17 protein-coding genes and 1 riboswitch are annotated in these 18,605 nt (G+C 32.4%); of the genes, 2 read left to right on the forward strand and 15 right to left on the reverse strand.

The annotated features are described in order from the left end of the window. Nucleotides 1-132: 132 nt before the first annotated feature. The 8 genes from HMPREF3154_RS04430 to cmk form a co-directional block, all read right to left on the reverse strand. A complete protein-coding gene (locus HMPREF3154_RS04430; RefSeq protein WP_023350241.1) occupies nt 133-1,092 on the reverse strand; it encodes a polyprenyl synthetase family protein in 960 nt (319 codons plus the stop codon). Between the two features lies 1 nt (nt 1,093). After that, complete coding sequence (locus HMPREF3154_RS04435; protein WP_002433785.1) at nt 1,094-1,819, reverse strand: demethylmenaquinone methyltransferase; 726 nt, start codon at nt 1,817-1,819, stop codon at nt 1,094-1,096. Nucleotide 1,820: 1 nt separating this feature from the next. After that, nucleotides 1,821-2,393 carry a hypothetical protein gene (locus HMPREF3154_RS04440; protein WP_023350240.1) on the reverse strand — a complete coding sequence of 191 codons (573 nt, stop codon included), beginning with the start codon at nt 2,391-2,393 and terminating at the stop codon, nt 1,821-1,823. Nucleotides 2,394-2,827: 434 nt separating this feature from the next. After that, nucleotides 2,828-3,100, reverse strand: coding sequence for an HU family DNA-binding protein (locus HMPREF3154_RS04445; RefSeq protein ID WP_002433931.1), 273 nt, complete (start codon nt 3,098-3,100; stop codon nt 2,828-2,830). Nucleotides 3,101-3,270: 170 nt separating this feature from the next. Next, nucleotides 3,271-4,269 carry an NAD(P)H-dependent glycerol-3-phosphate dehydrogenase gene (locus HMPREF3154_RS04450; protein WP_023350239.1) on the reverse strand — a complete coding sequence of 333 codons (999 nt, stop codon included), beginning with the start codon at nt 4,267-4,269 and terminating at the stop codon, nt 3,271-3,273. 19 nt (nt 4,270-4,288) lie between these two features. Continuing rightward, nucleotides 4,289-5,599, reverse strand: a complete 1,311-nt coding sequence (der, locus tag HMPREF3154_RS04455; RefSeq protein ID WP_023350238.1) for a ribosome biogenesis GTPase Der — start codon at nt 5,597-5,599, stop codon at nt 4,289-4,291. Between the two features lie 212 nt (nt 5,600-5,811). After that, nucleotides 5,812-6,990, reverse strand: coding sequence for a 30S ribosomal protein S1 (gene rpsA / locus HMPREF3154_RS04460; RefSeq protein WP_002453288.1), 1,179 nt, complete (start codon nt 6,988-6,990; stop codon nt 5,812-5,814). A gap of 406 nt (nt 6,991-7,396) precedes the next feature. Continuing rightward, entirely contained in the window at nt 7,397-8,056 is a 660-nt protein-coding gene (gene cmk / locus HMPREF3154_RS04465) for a (d)CMP kinase (protein WP_002433890.1), read from the reverse strand. A 77-nt stretch (nt 8,057-8,133) separates the two neighbouring features. Between cmk and HMPREF3154_RS04470 the strand changes: the two genes are divergently transcribed. Continuing rightward, nucleotides 8,134-9,102, forward strand: a complete 969-nt coding sequence (locus tag HMPREF3154_RS04470; RefSeq protein WP_002433810.1) for an asparaginase — start codon at nt 8,134-8,136, stop codon at nt 9,100-9,102. 56 nt (nt 9,103-9,158) lie between these two features. Here the strand turns inward: HMPREF3154_RS04470 and ypdA are convergent, their stop codons facing one another. From ypdA to HMPREF3154_RS04490, 4 genes are all read right to left on the reverse strand, one after another. Then, on the reverse strand, nt 9,159-10,145 hold the full coding sequence (gene ypdA / locus HMPREF3154_RS04475; RefSeq protein WP_023350237.1) for a bacillithiol disulfide reductase YpdA: 987 nt from the start codon (nt 10,143-10,145) through the stop codon (nt 9,159-9,161). Between the two features lie 189 nt (nt 10,146-10,334). Then, nucleotides 10,335-11,981 (reverse strand): elastin-binding protein EbpS, encoded by a 1,647-nt coding sequence (ebpS, locus tag HMPREF3154_RS04480; RefSeq protein ID WP_023350236.1) that lies wholly within the window; start codon nt 11,979-11,981, stop codon nt 10,335-10,337. 243 nt (nt 11,982-12,224) lie between these two features. After that, nucleotides 12,225-13,604 carry a RecQ family ATP-dependent DNA helicase gene (locus HMPREF3154_RS04485; protein ID WP_023350235.1) on the reverse strand — a complete coding sequence of 460 codons (1,380 nt, stop codon included), beginning with the start codon at nt 13,602-13,604 and terminating at the stop codon, nt 12,225-12,227. Then, nucleotides 13,591-14,553, reverse strand: coding sequence for a YpbB family protein (locus HMPREF3154_RS04490; protein WP_023350234.1), 963 nt, complete (start codon nt 14,551-14,553; stop codon nt 13,591-13,593). The genes HMPREF3154_RS04485 and HMPREF3154_RS04490 overlap by 14 nt, the downstream gene beginning before the upstream one ends. Nucleotides 14,554-14,661: 108 nt before the next feature. Between HMPREF3154_RS04490 and HMPREF3154_RS04495 the strand changes: the two genes are divergently transcribed. Then, on the forward strand, nt 14,662-14,910 hold the full coding sequence (locus tag HMPREF3154_RS04495) for a ferredoxin (protein WP_002433578.1): 249 nt from the start codon (nt 14,662-14,664) through the stop codon (nt 14,908-14,910). Between the two features lie 148 nt (nt 14,911-15,058). Here the strand turns inward: HMPREF3154_RS04495 and HMPREF3154_RS04500 are convergent, their stop codons facing one another. From HMPREF3154_RS04500 to HMPREF3154_RS04510, 3 genes are all read right to left on the reverse strand, one after another. Continuing rightward, complete coding sequence (locus HMPREF3154_RS04500; protein ID WP_023350233.1) at nt 15,059-15,598, reverse strand: ECF transporter S component; 540 nt, start codon at nt 15,596-15,598, stop codon at nt 15,059-15,061. A gap of 62 nt (nt 15,599-15,660) precedes the next feature. Then, nucleotides 15,661-15,810, reverse strand: a riboswitch (FMN riboswitch). Between the two features lie 315 nt (nt 15,811-16,125). Then, the gene (locus HMPREF3154_RS04505; protein ID WP_023350232.1) at nt 16,126-17,892 is read right to left on the reverse strand and encodes an ATP-binding protein; all 1,767 of its coding nucleotides are present in this window, start codon (nt 17,890-17,892) and stop codon (nt 16,126-16,128) included. Next, nucleotides 17,876-18,601: a response regulator transcription factor gene (locus HMPREF3154_RS04510; protein ID WP_002433904.1), complete on the reverse strand. Its 726-nt coding sequence runs from the start codon at nt 18,599-18,601 to the stop codon at nt 17,876-17,878. The genes HMPREF3154_RS04505 and HMPREF3154_RS04510 overlap by 17 nt, the downstream gene beginning before the upstream one ends. Nucleotides 18,602-18,605 lie beyond the last annotated feature (4 nt).

Below are 18,605 nucleotides of genomic sequence, written 5' to 3' on the forward strand. Positions count from 1 at the left end.
CCCGTAAGTTGTGTTTCATTCATTTACCGAAATATGTATAGGTTTATTTCCTATCGAACAAGATAAGCTTTTATCCTGCCACCATTTCATAGTAACAGGATAGTGAAGCGCTTTCAATACTTTTCACAGAACTTACTTATTTCTACTGCCCATTTTTTTAATGAGTTTTTTAAATAAATTTTTATTAGGTCCCTCTTCTAATTCCTCAATTAAAGCAATTGCTTTATTTAAATACTTCTCACTTATTGCTTTAGATTCTTCAATGTTATCGGATTTTCGAATAGTTTGAATACATGTATCGAAATCAGATTGAGGACTTTGAGCATTTAAGTTAGTGATTTTTTGTTTGAAATCCTTATTCTTTCTCATTTCTAAAAGTACTGGCAAAGTAATATGACCGTTCATCAAATCGCTACCTACAGGTTTGCCCAATTTCTTTTCTGAGCTTGTGAAATCCAAAACATCATCAATGATTTGGAAACTCATTCCAATATAATGACCAATAAGTTTCAATTTGCGTATAGTTTCTTTAGAAGCACCAGAAGTAATTGCACCTACTTCAGTAGCTAATTGAATCAGTAAAGCAGTTTTACGATTAATACGACGCAAATAATTTGTAATATTTTGTTCGCTATTAAATTGATCTTGAAATTGAAATAACTCTCCCCTACATACGTCTACAATAGAGTTAGAAATAATAGAGTGAACGCGAGCATCTTTAATCTCAGATAGATGTTGAAGACCTAATGCAAGTAGGAAGTTTCCTGTTAATATAGCAGTGGTTTGATCCCATTTTTTAGAAATTGTAGGACGTCCTCGACGCTTGTCACTCTTATCAATAACATCATCATGGACGAGAGTAGCCATATGAATGAGTTCTAGTGCTACAGCCACACGATAGGTATCTTCTGAAGTACCTTCACTTGTGCCAAACTGACTGCTTAAAATTACAAAAACAGGACGTACTCTTTTACCACCTGAAGATAATAAGTGGAAAGAAGCCTCTTCTAGAGTTTGATCCGTACTTTGAATCGCACGTTCCAAACGTTCTTCAACTTTTTTTATTTCATTATTAATGTTTAACTTTGCCACGTTAATCACCTTTGGTAGAATCTTTTTCTTTATAGCCAAGGTGCATTGCAGCAACGCCACCTGTGAAGCTACGTACTGTTATATCATTAAATCCTGCTTCAAAGAATAAACGTTTTAACGTTTGCTTATCAGGAAAATTAAATGTTGATTGCTGTAACCATTCATACTCTTCTTTAGACTTAGCGAACATTTTACCGAATATAGGCATTACAAACTTGAAGTATAAGCTATAAACTTGTTTGAATAATGGTAAAGTAGGTTGACTTGTTTCAAGGCATACTACCATACCACCTGGTTTTAGTACACGGTGCATTTCTTGTAATGCAACAAGATAATCTGGTACATTTCTAAGTCCAAATCCAACTGTCACATAATCAAATGTATTATCATCAAATGGTAAGTTCATAGCATCACCATGAACAAGTTTCACATTGTTTAATGAAGATGTTTTTTCTTTTCCAACTTCTAGCATGTTCTCGCTAAAATCTAATCCAGTCACATGTCCCTTGTTGCCGACTGCTTTACTTAATGCGATTGTCCAATCAGCAGTGCCACAACAAACATCTAATGCTTGACTACCTTCTTTAACACGCATGTGTTTCATCACGTGTTTTCTCCAAACTTTGTGTTGTTCAAAGCTAATAATATTATTTAATCGATCATATTTTTGAGAAATATTTTGGAATACTGTATGTACTTGTTCTTTTTTTGCTTGATTTTCACCCATGTTAATTACCTCTTCTTTTTATATAGCTTTGATTAATTGTATTGAAATATTGGTCGATTGCTTGTTCATCATATTGATTTAAATATGAAGGATAATAGCCATCATCATTGTTAGTTAATTCATAGAATAAAGCGTACTTATCAACTTTCTTTCCAAAATGAGCAAGCGTAATATAAGGGAAAAGTACTTCAATATCAATGATAGCTTCACTTATCTCATATTCTGACAATGTTTGCTGATGAAGTGAAGATTTTAATTCATTTACTTTTACAATAGCTTCACTCATTGATAATTGATAAGAAAGATCATTAATTTCTGCTAATAACGTATAATAATGAGCACTTAGCAAATCTCCAATTAAAATTCCATTTTTAGATAAGTTATTCTTAGCAATATCATCTAGATGACTCATTGAAGTGTCAATAGTGAGGCAAGCAAGCTTAGCTTTTTCAGGAATAGAATATGAATCAAGTAAATTTCCTAAAGAAGAATTAATATGAATTGATTCGTAATCGTTTATACCTTTAAGCCTTTGTTCTATTTGTTTATTTAGTTTGCTTATTGTCGTTTCCATGTTCACACCTCACGATATTATCATAATAATATTAACATTATATGTATGAAATTAAAATCTATAGGAGTTGTTCTTTTATGTAAAACTCCATTTGTTTAAAAGTGTTGATGTAAATATTACTCTTAATGTTATATATGTAAAAAAATTGGGAGTAGAATAAAAAACTAATTCCTTTGTTAGCTTCATTACTCTACCCCTATTTAGTCAATTTATTTTATTTAAAAAGAAAATTAAGTATGTAAAAAAGAATACCTACTATTAAATAATATTAGGAATACATTAGTCTTTGACTAATGCATAAAACCAACTAATAACAACACAGTTGTAAAATGAACGCATTAGTCTTTGACTAATGCATAAGAACACCTATTTATTAATAAATAAAGGTGTTCTAAAAATAAAAAAAGCCCCTGTGGGGCTTTTTGTAAGTAAAATTATTTAACAGCATCTTTTAATGCTTTACCAGCTTTGAATGCTGGTACTTTACTTGCAGGAATGTCAATTTCTTTACCTGTTTGAGGGTTACGACCTTTACGAGCAGCACGTTCACGTACTTCGAAGTTACCGAAACCGATTAATTGTACTTTTTCACCTTTAGCAAGTGATTTTTGGATTGATTCGAATACAGCGTCAACTGCTGAACCAGCTTCTTTTTTAGTTAAGTCTGCTTGTTCTGCAACTGCATTGATTAAATCTGTTTTATTCATTATGAATTCACCTCCTGAGGTTTTATAATGATATATTAAATATCATTATGTTTTGACTTTAACACACTGATTACTGTCATCGCAACGATTTATGCGTCAGAAACATTGATTTTACGCGTTTCATGATGAATTTTTTGAATATTCCTTCTAAAAGTGTAATTATACACTTATTATTCAGCTTTTTTATCTCTACCCATAAGCTCTTTAACGCTCTCATTAACGGGTACATCTTCAAATAGTACACGATATAATGCACTTGTAATAGGCATATCTACATGTTCTTTTTTAGCTAAATGATAAACAGATTTAGTCGTATAAACACCTTCGACTACCATTTTCATTTCTTGTAAAGCTTCATCCATTGTTTTACCTTGTCCTAATTTAAAGCCAAGCGTATAGTTTCTTGAATGTGTTGAGGTACATGTCACGATCAAATCACCAATACCTCCTAATCCTAAGAAAGTCATTGGATCAGCACCTAATTTTTCTCCTAGACGACTAATTTCTGCTAAACCGCGCGTCATTAGCGCAGCTTTAGCATTATCACCGAAGCCCATACCCGCTACAATACCGCTAGCAACGGCTATAATATTTTTGAGTGCGCCTCCAAGTTCAACACCCACCAAGTCATTATTAGTATAAACACGTAAATAATCATTCATAAATAGATCTTGGATTAAAGCACTGATTTTCTCATCCTTAGAAGATGCTGCTACAGTAGTGGGTTGTTTAATAACTACTTCTTCTGCATGACTTGGACCTGAAAGAACACCAATACCCGCATTGTGTTCTGATGAAATAGAATCATCTATCATTTCAGACACACGTTTAAATGTACCATTTTCAATTCCCTTAGCAACGTGTATAAATGTTTTTTTAGAAGTAAGCAGTTTATCAATATTAGTAGCTACTTCTCTCATTGCTTTCGTAGGTAGAGCCATTAGATAAACATCTGCATGTTGTATTGCTTCTTCAAGATGAGTTGTTGCTTGAATCGTTTCATCTAATTTAGCATCTTTTAAATAATTTTTATTCATATGGTGCGTATTTAATTCGTTAACACTATCGTTGTTTTTTCCCCACATTAATACGTCGTGACCATTTTGGGCTAAAACATTAGCAAGTGCAGTACCGAAACTACCCATGCCAAAAACTGTTATTTTTGTCATAATTAAATCCCCTTTTTAATTAATTTCTCTTTCTAGGAATAATATGGATTGGCGTTCCTTCGAAACCAAACGCATTTCTAATTTGATTCTCTAGATAACGTTTATATGAGAAGTGCATTAATTCTACATCATTAACAAAAACTACAAAGGTAGGTGGTTCTATTGCAACTTGTGTTGTATAGAATACATTTAATCTTCGCCCTTTGTCTGTTGGTGTTGGATTCATTGAAATTGCATCCGTTACGACTTCATTAAGTGTTGAGCTTTGAACACGTTTTTTATGATTTTCACTTGCCTCAGTTATGTATGGGAAAAGTGTTCTTAAACGTAAGCTCTCTTTAGCTGATACAAATGCAATTTGAGCATAATCCAAGAATTGAAATTCATTTCTAACATCTTCAGTGAACTTTTTCATTGTTTTGCTATCTTTTTCAACGGTGTCCCATTTATTTACAACAATAACAATTGCTTTACCTTCTTCATGAGCATATCCAGCTACACGTTTATCTTGTTCAATAATACCTTGTTCAGCATCGATGACGACAAGTACGACATTTGAACGTTCGATTGCTTTTAAAGCGCGTAATACTGAATACTTTTCAGTGGATTCATAGACTTTCCCCTTTTTACGCATACCTGCAGTATCAATAAGAACATAATCCTGTCCTTCATATGAATATTCAGTATCCACAGCATCTCTAGTTGTACCTGCAACATTTGAAACGATAACACGCTCTTCCCCTAGAATTGCATTAACTAGACTAGATTTACCAACATTTGGTCTACCTATAATAGAAAGTCTAATTGTATCTTCATCATAAGGATCTTCGGTTTCTTCGCCAAAGTTCTCAACTACGACATCAAGTAAATCCCCAAGTCCTAAGCCATGTGACCCAGATATTGGATAAGGATCCCCAAAACCTAATGAATAGAAATCATAAATATCATTACGCATTTCAGGATTATCTACTTTATTTACTGCTAATACAACAGGTTTCTTAGATTTATATAACATTTGTGCAACCATTTCATCACTTTGTGTAAGTCCTTCTCTTACATTCACCATGAAAATGATAACATCCGCTTCATCGATAGCAATTTCTGCTTGTGCACGTATTTGAGTTTGGAAAGGTGCATCCCCAATTTCAATACCACCCGTATCAATGATATTAAATTCATGAGTTAACCATTCACCAGAAGAATAGATACGGTCACGTGTTACGCCTGGGGTATCTTCAACAATCGATACACGTTCGCCCACTACTCTATTAAAAATTGTAGATTTACCAACATTAGGTTTGCCTACAATTGCAACTATCGGTTTAGTCATAAGGTAACTTCCTCTCTTTCTTAATCTCTATAATTTTATCACATGAATGCGCTTATTCAAAACTTCATTAGATGTTTATCGTCATGTATAAAGGGCTTTTTCCAATTTCATAAAAAATAAAACTCCAATTAATGTTCTAAGAACTACTTAAAGTTCTAAGACTTAATTGGAGTTTTATAATATAAAATATACAAGAAAATTAATCGATAATATTAAAATTTAAGGTCTTTAAATTTATCTCCGAAAACATCCCCTAAAGTTGGGTTATCTTCATCATTATCATTTTCTAAATAAGATTGTGTTGTAGATTCATCACTTTCGATAACATCTTCTTTAGGTAATGTAGCTTTAATTGATAAAGAAATTCTTTCATTTTCTTCATCTATTCCTAAGATTTTAACGTTAACTTGTTGACCTGGTTCTAATTTTTCACTAGGTGAACCAATATGTTTATGGTCGATTTCAGAAATATGAACTAAACCTTGTACGGCAGGTGCAATTTCTACAAATGCACCGAAGTTAGCTAAACGTACAACTGTACCTTCAATAACGTCATCTTCGTGGAATTTACCTTTGATATTTTCGAAAGGTGTTGGTAAAGTGTCTTTAATTGATAATGAGATACGCTCAGAATCTTTTTCGACTGATTTGACTTTGACTTTTACATTGTCACCTACAGATACAACTTGTTCAGGTGATTCAACATGTTCGTGTGATAGTTCTGAAACGTGAACTAAACCATCTACACCACCGATATCAATGAAAGCACCAAAGTTAGTTAAGCGAGCTACTTTACCGTCAATAACGTCACCTTCGCTTAATGAATCTAATAATGATGCTTTTTTAACATCATTTTCAGCTTGTTCTACAGCTTTACGGCTTAAAATGACTCTATTGTTTTCAGGATCTAACTCTTCCACTTTAATGCGAATAGTTTGTCCATCAAATACAGAGAAATCTTCAATGAAATCAGTTGAAATTAGTGAAGCTGGTACGAATCCTCTTTGACCAACATCTACGACTAATCCACCTTTTACTACTTCAGTAACTTCAGCTTCAATCACTTCATCATTATCAAGTTTTTCTTGTAAATATTCATATGATTTTTCAGTTTCAAGCTGTCTCTTAGATAAAATATACGCGCCTGAGTCGTTTTCTTCATCGAACTCAATTTTAGTGACGTAAGCTTCAACCTCATCGCCGACTTTAACTACTTCACTTGGATTTTCGATGTGGTGAGTAGAAAGTTGACTGATTGGGATGATACCATTAAATTTACCACCGTTGATGTGCACAACAACTTGTTTATCTTCAACTTGTTGAACCTCACCAGTGACTTTGTCACCTTCTTTAATATCATTAATCATTGATTCATTGAATTCTTCAGTCATCTTGTTTGCCTCCTTATACACTACATAATTATAACATCTTATAAACTGACAGAATTGTCAAGAAATTCTACTTTAAATATACTTTCTTATTCAAGTTAATCACTTAAGAAAGTTGACTGTCAGTCATTAGCCAACCACTTCATTTAATATTATGGCTTAGATTATGATTTAAATCTTTTAAATGCATCCATCAATTCCTTAATATTATTTCAATGATATCTACTTATTAAGATATGTTAAATTATAAATTTGAAAAAATATAGTTTGTAACTATTCACGGATGCAAATCTTATTTTCCAAGTTAATTATATAGAACATTAATACTTAGTTAAACTGATATGCTTAATAAAAAGACTATAATCATATACCAAGTGGTACATCAATTATAGTCTTTAATAACTTATACTTATTTAAGATGATCTACCATAGATAAAATTTCGTTAGTTACTACTTCAATAGACTTTCCAGTTGTATCTAATGTGATTGCATCGTCAGCTTTCTTTAAAGGTGAAATCTCTCTATTCATGTCGTAGTTATCACGATCTTCAATTTCTTGTTTTAATTGCTCTAGATTAGATTCAATACCACGTAATTCATTTTCCTTTTGACGACGTTCTGCTCTCTCTTCAACGGAAGCAATCATGTAAACTTTAAGTTCAGCATTAGGCAATACAACCGTACCTATATCTCTTCCATCCATAACAATCCCTTTTTTGGCTGCTAAATCTTTTTGAATTTGTACTGCAAATGAACGAACAGGTTCTTTTGAAGCAACGTAAGAAACATGATTAGTGACGTCATTTTCTCTCAAATAATCAGTCACATCTTTCCCATCTAAAATAATTCTTTGTCCTTTTTCTTTATCATAAGTTAATTCTAACTCAGTACTTTGAATTAACTCGTCAAAATTACTCGGTTTGCCATTTTGTAAGTATTTATATGTTATGGCACGATACATTGCTCCTGTATCAACATATATCATAGTTAAACGGCTAGCAACTTGCTTAGCAATGGTACTTTTCCCTGCAGCTGCTGGACCGTCTAATGCAATATTGATTGAACTCATTATTCATTAACCTTCCTTGTTGTTTTGTAAATATTATTTTATCATAAAAAAGTAAAAGATTAATAGGAGGAAAGACAATGAAAAAACTCCTTGTTATACATACTGGTGGCACTATTAGTATGTCACAAGATGCTTCAAATAAAGTTGTAACCAATGATGATAATCCTATATCAAAACATCAAGATATCATTGGTCAATACGCTCAAGTGGAAGAAACACATTTATTTAATGTTCCTTCTCCCCACATGACTATAGAAAAAGTTACTCAACTTCAACATAAAATTATTCAATGCGTTGAAATAAGTGAATATGATGGTTATGTTATTACTCATGGAACTGATACTTTGGAAGAAACAGCATTTCTACTCGACTTATTACTTGAAATTGAAGAACCTGTTGTTATTACTGGAGCCATGAGATCCTCTAATGAAATTGGTTCTGACGGTTTATATAATTTCATTTCTGCAATAAGAGTTGCTTCTTCTAATGATGCCTCAGGAAAAGGCGTAATGGTGGTCTTTAATGATGAAATACATACAGCTCGAAATGTAACCAAAACCCACACTTCTAATATCAATACATTTCAAAGCCCTAACCATGGACCTCTTGGGGTTTTAACAAAAGATAGAGTACAATTTCATCATCATCCCTATCGTCAATCTTCTTTTAAGATGATAAACCATCAATTGTATGTGCCTCTTATTAAGTCTTATATGGGAATGGGTAGTGACCTTTTAGAGTTTTATGCGAACCAAGGTGTCGACGGTATAGTCGTAGAAGCTCTCGGGCAAGGTAACTTACCCACTACATGTTTACATGGACTTAAGCAAATCCTTGATAACGACATCCCTATCGTTCTTGTTTCAAGATCGTTTAACGGTATTGTAAGTCCTGTCTATGCTTATGAAGGTGGCGGTGCTGATTTGTTTGAAAAGGGTGTTATATTTTCAAATGGATTAAATGGACCTAAAGCAAGACTTAAATTATTAGTTGGTCTAAGTCAAAATATGAATCATCAAAAATTAAAAAATTATTTTGAAGAATAATTTATAAAAAACGAGTTGTATTCCTCTAAGTCAAGGTATACAACTCGTTTATTTTATTATGACTCAAGTGGTGTTTGTTTTTTACTAAGTATACTTTGTGTAATAATGCCACCGTGGTATTTACCATTTTCAATGAAGATAGTATTAGCATCATTACCTGCGGCAATGACTCCTGCGATATAGCAATTTTCAACGTTTGTTTCATACGTTTCACGATTGTAAACAGGTGCTGTACCATATTCATTAGTATTGATTTCTATACCAATAGATTCTAGGAAATTGTAATCAGGATGGTAACCAATCATTGCGAACACGTAATCATTTGGAATCTCAATTGTACGTCCATCCTTTTCATAAGTGACTGTATCTTCAGTAATTTGTGTTACATTAGCGTTAAATTCCATAGTTATTTTTTCATGGTTAACGAGTGATTCAAAATTTGGTAATATCCATGGTTTAATCGCTTTTGGATATCTTTCACCACGATAAATGACTGTTACATTTGCTCCAGCTTTTTCTAACTCTAAAGCTGCGTCTACTGCAGAATTTTTACCACCAATAATTACCACATTTTGATTGAAGTATGGGTGTGCTTCTTTAAAGTAATGAAATACTTTAGGTAATTCAGCGCCCTCAACCTCTAATTTATTATGTTGGCCGTAATAACCTGTCGCGACAGTTAAAAATTTGCATTCATAAACATCTTTAGTTGTTGTAATGGTAAACTTATTATCAATTTTTTTAACTGTTAAAACTTCTTCAAATGGATGTATGTTTAATTGATGATGTTTAACAACTTCTCTGTAATAGACGAGCGCTTGATTTCGTCTCGGTTTACTTTCTTCGACAATAAATGGAATATCTCCGATACTCAACTTATCACTTGATGAAAAGAAAGTTTGATGAGTTGGATAATTGTAAATTGATTCTACAACATTCCCTTTTTCTATTACTAAAGTTTCAATCCCTTTTTTCTTCTGCTCTATAGCAGCGCTTAAACCGCATGGGCCACCACCAATTATAATGCTTTCAACTCTTTGCATGATTTGCCCTCCTTTAATCACCAAATTATTATATCAGTTATTAATGATTTTAGCTAAGCATGAAAAGAATAAAATTAAAAAAATTGAGTATATTCATGTGAATATAAATATAAAAGAATGAAGTTAAATTAAAAAACGTTCTCTTGGCAATTGCCGAGAGAACGTTTTTTTTAGTGTGCTTTATGGTTTCTATTGAGGAATAACTAACGTTTGACCGTTATGAATGTCATTACTACTTAAACCATTAGCACGTTTGATTTTATCAACATTTTGCTGAGTACCCTCACCGTAATACTGGATTGCGATACGGTATAGGTTTTCTTTACCGTTTACAGTATGAGATTGTTGACCTTGGGTATTTTGTTGATTGTTATTGTTACCTTGTGTAGAGTTACCATTATTTTGTTGATTATTTTGTGTACCTTGGTTTTGGTTGTTAGCAGTACCGTTTTGGTTAGATGAATTATCTGTGCTATTTGCATTTTGATCTGAACCAGCAGCACCACCGTTAGCACTATTACCATTTTCATCTGAATTTGAAGCGCTATTATTTGAAGAAGCTTTATCTTTGTCGCTGTCTTTATTGCCATCTTTATTTTTATCTTTGTCTTTGTCTGAAGAAGCTTTATCTTTATCATTTGCCTTTTTATCAGAATCTTTCTTACTTTGGTCAGAAACTTTATTATCATCGTTTTTACTATTATTATGATTGTTTAATGCCATTCCACCAAAGATAGCAATTGCACCAAGTATAAGCACTGCAGCAATCAGTGGTAATAATATCTTCATTATTCCACCTTTTTTCTTATTGTCACGGTTATCATTTCTACGGTCATAATTGCGGTCGTCTCTATTGTTGTTTCTATCGTCTCTACGCCCATGGTCATGTTGATTGCGATTATCTTTATGTTTGTCATGTTCATGTTTTGCTAATCCAGCAGCTCCAGCGGCACCTGCAGCGCCAGTTCCAACAGCAGCAGCTTTTTTACCTTTACCAGATTTCTTATCATGATCTTTATTATCATTGTTACGTCGTTCATGATCGAAATCTTTGTCATGTTGGTTATTGCGTTTGTCATTAGTGTCATGATGTTGATCATGACTAGCATGTTTGTCTTCATGATTTTTATTTTTCTCATCATGGTGATGTTTAGCAACACCGGCAGCACCCGCAACGCCAGCAACACCTGCACCTGCGGCAGCAGCTTTTTTACCTTTACCAGATTTCTTATCATGACGTTCTCTATCTTCATCAAAGTCTCGCTCTTCGTGGTCTTGTTGACGACGATGATTGTCATCAGTTAGATCATTATTATGACCTTCATTAACTTTAGGTCCAGGACGAGCACCTGCTTTTTTATTAGAATGTTGAGCAGCGTTACCAGTAGCTCCAGCACCTGCAGCTCCACCAGCTATAGTTGCATCTTTTCCGCTACCTAATCTATCATCTTGTGCACCTTGGTCTTCACGCACGTTATTACTTGAACGGTTTAAATTTCCATCATGATCGTGTTGACCGTGGTCTGTGCGAGATGCTGTGTCGTAATTATCGTTTTCACCATTATGTAATGATGCTTCATCATAGCGATCATCTAGTGAATTATTTTCATTCGAGTTGTCGTTACGGTCATCTTGTTGTTTATTATGATTAGTAGCAACATCACGACGTCTCTTACGACGTTGTGCGTTTCTAGGAGGAAATTGTTGATTTGATTTATCCTCGATATTTTCTTTTGATTCATCTTGCTGTTCATCGTTTACACGATTGTTGTGTTCTTCTGGATCAATAGATTGACGATTTTTTTCAAAATCATCTTTGAAACTATTATTAGACACAAACATCATCCTTTCTTTGTTTAAGTGAATTTAATAACGTTACATTTAATATACCCACGAATAAGTGTGAATATGTATGAAATTTAAAAATATTTAATACATTTAAATAAGTCTTACATTTTAATTATAGCTTGATAAAATTCTTTAAGTAAAGCGATAGCTAGCCTGAGAATGAAGATTGCCAATTTAGTCAGAAATAAATGATGCTTCATAATCATTTTAACTAGATATAATTATCTGAAGTTAATCTTCAAATAAGTTTTGCAATTTTTCTTTATAATTCATTTTCCTTTTTACTTTTTTGCGATTAAAAGTTTTTATTTCTTCCAATTCAGTATCATTGTCGCAACATCTTACAGGTTTATCCGGATGTTCACCAAAAAACTCGAGTAAATAATTACGGCGACATTGATCTAAATTTTTATAGCCTAGTATGCGCATGTATCCTAAACGTTTACGTTGAAATGATTTTTTAAATATTGATTTAAGGTCATTAATTGTAAACTGACGATATAACGTATCTAGAATATCCTTTTTAACGGGTGGTAAAAATTCACCTAATTCAAACATAGAGATATCCTCTTCAGTCATCATATCTGCAAACAATAAGGTTTCTAAAATGAAACTATCATCGGGTTGATACAAACTAATGGCTTGACTCGGTTTACCATCTCTTCCTGCGCGACCAATTTCTTGTAAATAATTGGAAGGACTTGAAGATAAATGAAAGTGAATGACAGTTCGGATATCTTTTTTATTTATTCCCATCCCAAAAGCACTTGTGGCTACGATAATAGGTATATCATTATTTAAAAATTGTTGTTGAACAGTTTGACGTTCTTGATAACTCAAATCACCATGATAAATGCCCGTTAAGAATCCCGCCTCATAAATTAATTTAGCTAATTCTAGACATCTTTTCTTAGAGGAAATATAAATAATCGTGGGTCCTGAATAGCTTAAAAAAGGTATGAGCCACTTTATTTTCTCATCATCATCATTAAAATTCTTATGTTGTAAAGAAATGTTATCTCTATTCATACTCGTTTTAATGACATTTAAATCAATACTAAGAATATGTGATAAATCTTCTTCTAAATGTGGTGGAGCTGTCGCAGTTAACGCTAGTATACGCGCATTTTTGAAGTGAGAAGTGATTTGTCCAATAAGGGCATAATGTGGTCTAAAGTCATAACCCCATTCTGATAGACAATGAGCTTCATCTAAAACTATTAAACCAAAGTCTAAATGTGATATTAACTTGAAATTCTGTGGCTGTAATAGAAATTCGGGACTTAAATAAATGAATCGACTTTGTGAAATTTGATTAATATGGTTTCTCTTTTCGATTTCATCCATACCTGAATGTATATATGAGACGTGAGATTCACCATTAAGTTTCATTTGCATCACTTGATCATCCATTAAAGAAATTAACGGTGATATGACTAACGTTGGTTTCTCAATTAAATATGTAGGAAGTTGGTAACATAAACTTTTCCCGCTTCCTGTAGGTAAAATACCTAAGGTGTGCTTACCTGCTAATATGCTTTCAATAATCTCCTTTTGGCCACGTTTAAAAGTCTCAAATCCAAACCATTCTTTAAGTTTATCTTCTAACACGTAAGTCACCTCGCTCAATACCTACGATGATTAATTTTATTTGAAAATAAGTTAAGTCTTCAAATGCTTGTTTGTATTCTCTTAATCTTAGGCCTATGTGATGATCATAATATTGAATAAATTGATCAATTTGTTTTTGATTGACATAAGTGTTGTAATCATTCTGATAACCTTTAATAAATATTTCCAATACATGATCTTCAATAGTATTTATTTTAACGTTTTGATGTTCTGCTATTTCGTTCATATTCATACCGTGTAGTAATTTTTGATAACTTAGAAAAGTTTGATTTAACAACTGAGGTAAGATAATTGTTTGAGATAGTATAGGATAATTAGATTCGTCTTCAATCTCATCTAATAAATCTATCAGTTGATTCATCTCTAATTCAAATAGTTCAGATTGCTTTATATCCTCTATCAAACTAATTTGCTGACGAGTATACATAGGTTCCTCATACCCTTGTAGATAGTAATGTAGCACATTCTTATTATTGCGACGTTCTATTGCGTCGAATAGTGAATATATTTCTGATATAAATGACGCTTCTAATTGAGAGAGTTTGATATGATTATATAGCTGTTTCACTTTCTGTTGTACGTAAGTATTTTGAACTACTGGAATAAATTTAAATGTATCTTTGCGAGTATTCGATAATGTTTGGATAAGTAGTTGTATACAACTAAATGTTCGGGTTAAACTATCATATGTATATCGAGGATGCGTTTTGATATCTAATTCATGATTAAAATCATCCTTTTGTAGTATAAATCGCTCAAAAGTAGGATATTTTAAATTGGGTAAACTATGATATAATGACAAAAGTTGTTGGCTCGAAGCGTCAAAAAAAGTTTGATGAGACTTCTTGCCTATTAAAATATTATAAATACTTTTATTTGTTTTGTAGTTAAATGCATGATCAATAGCATAAGATAATATATCGTACAAATTAAACCCTCACTCTATAAAACGAATATATTGAAATGAAAAATGTCGATGTCTACAATTGTATTAGTAATACTAGTGTAGCATTTTTATCAAAGGAGGCGAATGAAAATGGCTAAATATACAATCGTTGATATGGATACTTGTATAGCATGCGGTGCATGTGGTGCAGCAGCTCCAGATATTTATGATTACGACGACGAAGGTATTGCTTTCGTAATCCTTGATGATAACCAAGGTACTGCAGAAGTGCCTGAAGAGTTATACGAAGATATGGAAGATGCACTAGAAGGTTGTCCTACTGATTCAATTAAAATTGAAGACGAACCATTTGATGGTGACGCGCTTAAATTTGAATAATAAATTGACTCGAATTCTTAATTATAATTGTTAGGAATTCGAGTTTTTATTTTTGATTACTACTTGCCTTATTTTTATTTAAGAATGATATCAAAAACGCTCTTGATACTAAGATATTTTGAGATAACTTAGTATCAAGAGCATTTATTTATTTTAAAATATTTTTTAGTCTTTTATATAGTAAAACAAAGATAATTGAAATGATGATACCTTTGATAATATTAAACGGTATTACACCGGAGACAATAACAATTTTAAGATTTTTAACGACATCTCCTAAATTAAATATCATTCCATATAATGGAAGTAATACAAAGTAATTTAAGATACTAAGTACAATAGTCATTACAATCGTACCAACTATTAGACCATAAATTAAAGTGCGTGTTGAACGTTTGTTTTTATATACATAATAAGCTGATAATAAGAAACTTGCCCCGGCTAAAAAGTTTGCTACAGGCCCAACAGGGTCTCCCATGTTAAATAAAAAGTTTAAGATATTTTTAATGAATGCGACAATAATACCTGCAATGGGACCTAATAAAAAAGTAGCAAGTAACGTTGGCACATCACTAAAATCTAACGTTAAGTATGGTGGTAAGAATGGTAGCGGAAACTTTATAAATGTTAATACAAACGCAACCGCACTTAACATACTTATAGTTATAAGACGTTTATTTTGTTGCATATTTAATTTTCTCCTTCCATTCATCTTGCTTAGAAAAGGAGGAAATTTGCACAACAAAAAACCTCCATCTTCTCCCATCCAGACTATACTGTCGGCTTCAGAATCTCACTGAATCAAGAAATAATATGACAACTACGTGTGTTATCGAATTATTTCGTCGCAGGCTTAAATTTACTGCCGGTTGGGAATTGCACCCGACCCCGAAGATGAATATTGATAATGTTTTTATTTAATTTTTATATTACACGATAAAGGTGATAAACTCAATGACTCTGCTTTCTTATTAAAAAATAAAATCGTTAGTATAAAGTACTTAGTTATTTATTATCAAAAAGATATTCGATCAATATAAAAGTGCTTCCTTTCATCAAATCATTCAATTGACCTAATTTTCTATAAATCAAAAATGAAACTTTATCGTTGATGTGAAGTTAGAACATATTAGAAACACAAAAATGCACCCCAATAGTTAGATTAAATCTCCAACTTAATGAGATGCACATCGAATTCGTATTTTAAAATTTTGTTTACTCTGCTACATAATTTTTAGGTTGAGGGAGCTTAATTATAAATGTGGTACCTTTACCGAGCTCACTTTTTACTTCAATTTGTCCACCATGTTCTTCAATAATCATCTTACAAATAAAGAGACCTAAACCAGTTCCCTGCTTACCACGTTTACGTGAGGCATCCACTTTATAGAAGCGGTCAAACACTTGTTGTAAATGTTCTGGAGCAATACCTGTACCTGTATCGCTAATATATAAAATATTATATTGCTCATCTTTACTTGCAGTTACTGCAATTGTGTCACCTGGTTGTGTATATCTTGATGCATTATCAATGAGATTAGTTAAAACTTGATCCATTCGATCCATGTCATAATCCCATAGAAGATGATCATTGCCAGAGTTAAATTCCATTGTTAATCCTAAATCGTCTGCTTGCATACGGTATTTAGCTTTCATTTTATCTAAAAGATTTTTTATTGGTTGTACTTCTTTCTCAACCGATAGACCTTCAGCATCCATTCGTGCAACATTTAATAATTCATTAACTAGACGATTTAATCGCTTAGATTCATCTAATACAACACCAAGCGAATCACGAATTTCATCTGGTTCAGTGACTATGCCATCAACGATTGATTCCGTATAACCTTGTAATAAGGAAATGGGTGTGCGTAATTCATGGGATACATTAGCGATAAAGTCTTTTTTCATTTGATCTAAATTATGTTCATTTGTCATATCACGAATAATCACTACAATACCACTTCTACCATTTGGCTGAATACGATTGATATAACTTGTGATAAAGACGTAATAACGCGTACTAATTTCTATTTCGAGAAATTCAGTTCCTTTGGATTCAAATGTTTTTTCGATTTGTTGTTCGATTGATTCTTTTGAAAAATCATCAATAAAATGGATGATATCATCAGCCATTTTATTAGAAAAGATAACGACTCTTTGATCGTTTATACCTAATACACCTTCGACCATGGAGTTTAATAAACTGTCACGAATACTTTTAGATGATGATAAAACGTCAATATGTTCTTGAATCTCGTAATTCATATTATTGAAAGCTCTTGATAAGTCGCCAATTTCATCTTTAGTAGAGACTGAAGATATTTGACTATAATCACCTTCAGAAACTTTTTGTGCTTGTGTCTTTAATTGTCTCAAGGGTTTCGTAATTCTGTTCGATAAGAAGAATGCAAATACTGTACTAGCTGCTATAAATATAATTGCAGTAATCAAAATGATAATAGTTATAGCATTATTTGTATCTTCAATAGATTTTAAGTCTTTATAAATAAACACACCACTATGCTTACTACTAGCATCTTCTTGTGGTTTCATTGGATAACCTAATAGTATATATGATTGTGTATTACCGTTATTTTTAATTGTGACGTTTTGAGTTTCAAATTCGCCGTTATTGAAGACTCTTTTAAATTTAGGGCTCTTTTTAATTTCATTGAGCATTTGAGTTTTAGTATTATTATATGATGCGTGTGGTTTATCATTAAAATTATTCATAATGATTAAACCACCAGGACCATCTACAAGTTTTTGACTGTTTTGGATAGCAAGTGATTTATTGTGAGATTTCTCAACGAGTGAACTAATTCTTTTGGCATCTTCTTTAATAGAATTTTCAGTTTCTTGCGTAAAATAATATTGAATAAAGGTAATTAAGGATACACTTAATAAAATTAAAACTGTCGCTACTATTAAGATAATAGTTAACCACAGTTTTATAACTACGCTATTTAGTCGGTTCATCACTGGCTTTGACCTCGAACTTATAGCCTACACCCCAAACAGTTTGAATCATTTGAGCTGCATCGTTAGATACACGATTTAATTTCTCTCTTAAACGTTTTACATGTGTATCTACTGTTCGCAAGTCGCCATAAAATTCATAATGCCATACTTCTTTAAGTAATTGTTCACGATCGAACACCTTATTAGGTGTCTTAGCTAGATATATGAGTAATTCATATTCTTTAGGTGTTAAATTCACTTGCTCGTTATCTGCAAGTACTCTATGTGCATCATTATCAATCACTAAATGATTGAATTCAATAATATCACGTGCATGTGGTTCGCTTTGTTCTGAGTTTGCAGATTGAGTACGTCTTAATAAAGCTTTAACTCTTAATACAACTTCTCTAGGTGAAAAAGGCTTAACAATATAGTCATCGGCACCGGATTCAAAACCTTCAACTCGGTTAGTTTCTTCTCCTTTTGCCGTAAGCATAATAATAGGTGTATCTTTGTGTTCTCTTAGTTTAGATGCGACTTCTATACCATCCATTTCTGGTAGCATTAAATCTAAAAGAATGCACGCATAGTTATTATCCATCGCAAGTTGATAAGCTTCCTTACCATCACTAGCTTCATGGATTTCAAAAGATTCTCTTTCTAAGTATAATTTAAGCAATCTTCTGATTCTGTCTTCATCATCAACGATTAAAATTTCGTTAGCCATATTA

It is taken from the genome of Staphylococcus sp. HMSC06C11, assembly GCF_001808345.1.
GTDB classification, from domain to species: domain Bacteria; phylum Bacillota; class Bacilli; order Staphylococcales; family Staphylococcaceae; genus Staphylococcus; species Staphylococcus capitis.

Excerpts from the sequence above, each read along its gene's own strand:
- HMPREF3154_RS04435 (WP_002433785.1), bottom strand. The coding sequence starts at position 1,819 with ATGGGTGAAAATCAAGCAAAAAAAGAACAAGTACATACAGTATTCCAA.
- HMPREF3154_RS04440 (WP_023350240.1), bottom strand. The coding sequence starts at position 2,393 with ATGGAAACGACAATAAGCAAACTAAATAAACAAATAGAACAAAGGCTT.
- HMPREF3154_RS04445 (WP_002433931.1), bottom strand. The coding sequence starts at position 3,100 with ATGAATAAAACAGATTTAATCAATGCAGTTGCAGAACAAGCAGACTTA.
- HMPREF3154_RS04450 (WP_023350239.1), bottom strand. The coding sequence starts at position 4,269 with ATGACAAAAATAACAGTTTTTGGCATGGGTAGTTTCGGTACTGCACTT.
- der (WP_023350238.1), bottom strand. The coding sequence starts at position 5,599 with ATGACTAAACCGATAGTTGCAATTGTAGGCAAACCTAATGTTGGTAAA.
- rpsA (WP_002453288.1), bottom strand. The coding sequence starts at position 6,990 with ATGACTGAAGAATTCAATGAATCAATGATTAATGATATTAAAGAAGGT.
- cmk (WP_002433890.1), bottom strand. The coding sequence starts at position 8,056 with ATGAGTTCAATCAATATTGCATTAGACGGTCCAGCAGCTGCAGGGAAA.
- HMPREF3154_RS04470 (WP_002433810.1), top strand. The coding sequence starts at position 8,134 with ATGAAAAAACTCCTTGTTATACATACTGGTGGCACTATTAGTATGTCA.
- ypdA (WP_023350237.1), bottom strand. The coding sequence starts at position 10,145 with ATGCAAAGAGTTGAAAGCATTATAATTGGTGGTGGCCCATGCGGTTTA.
- HMPREF3154_RS04495 (WP_002433578.1), top strand. The coding sequence starts at position 14,662 with ATGGCTAAATATACAATCGTTGATATGGATACTTGTATAGCATGCGGT.
- HMPREF3154_RS04500 (WP_023350233.1), bottom strand. The coding sequence starts at position 15,598 with ATGCAACAAAATAAACGTCTTATAACTATAAGTATGTTAAGTGCGGTT.
- HMPREF3154_RS04505 (WP_023350232.1), bottom strand. The coding sequence starts at position 17,892 with ATGAACCGACTAAATAGCGTAGTTATAAAACTGTGGTTAACTATTATC.
- HMPREF3154_RS04510 (WP_002433904.1), bottom strand. The coding sequence starts at position 18,601 with ATGGCTAACGAAATTTTAATCGTTGATGATGAAGACAGAATCAGAAGA.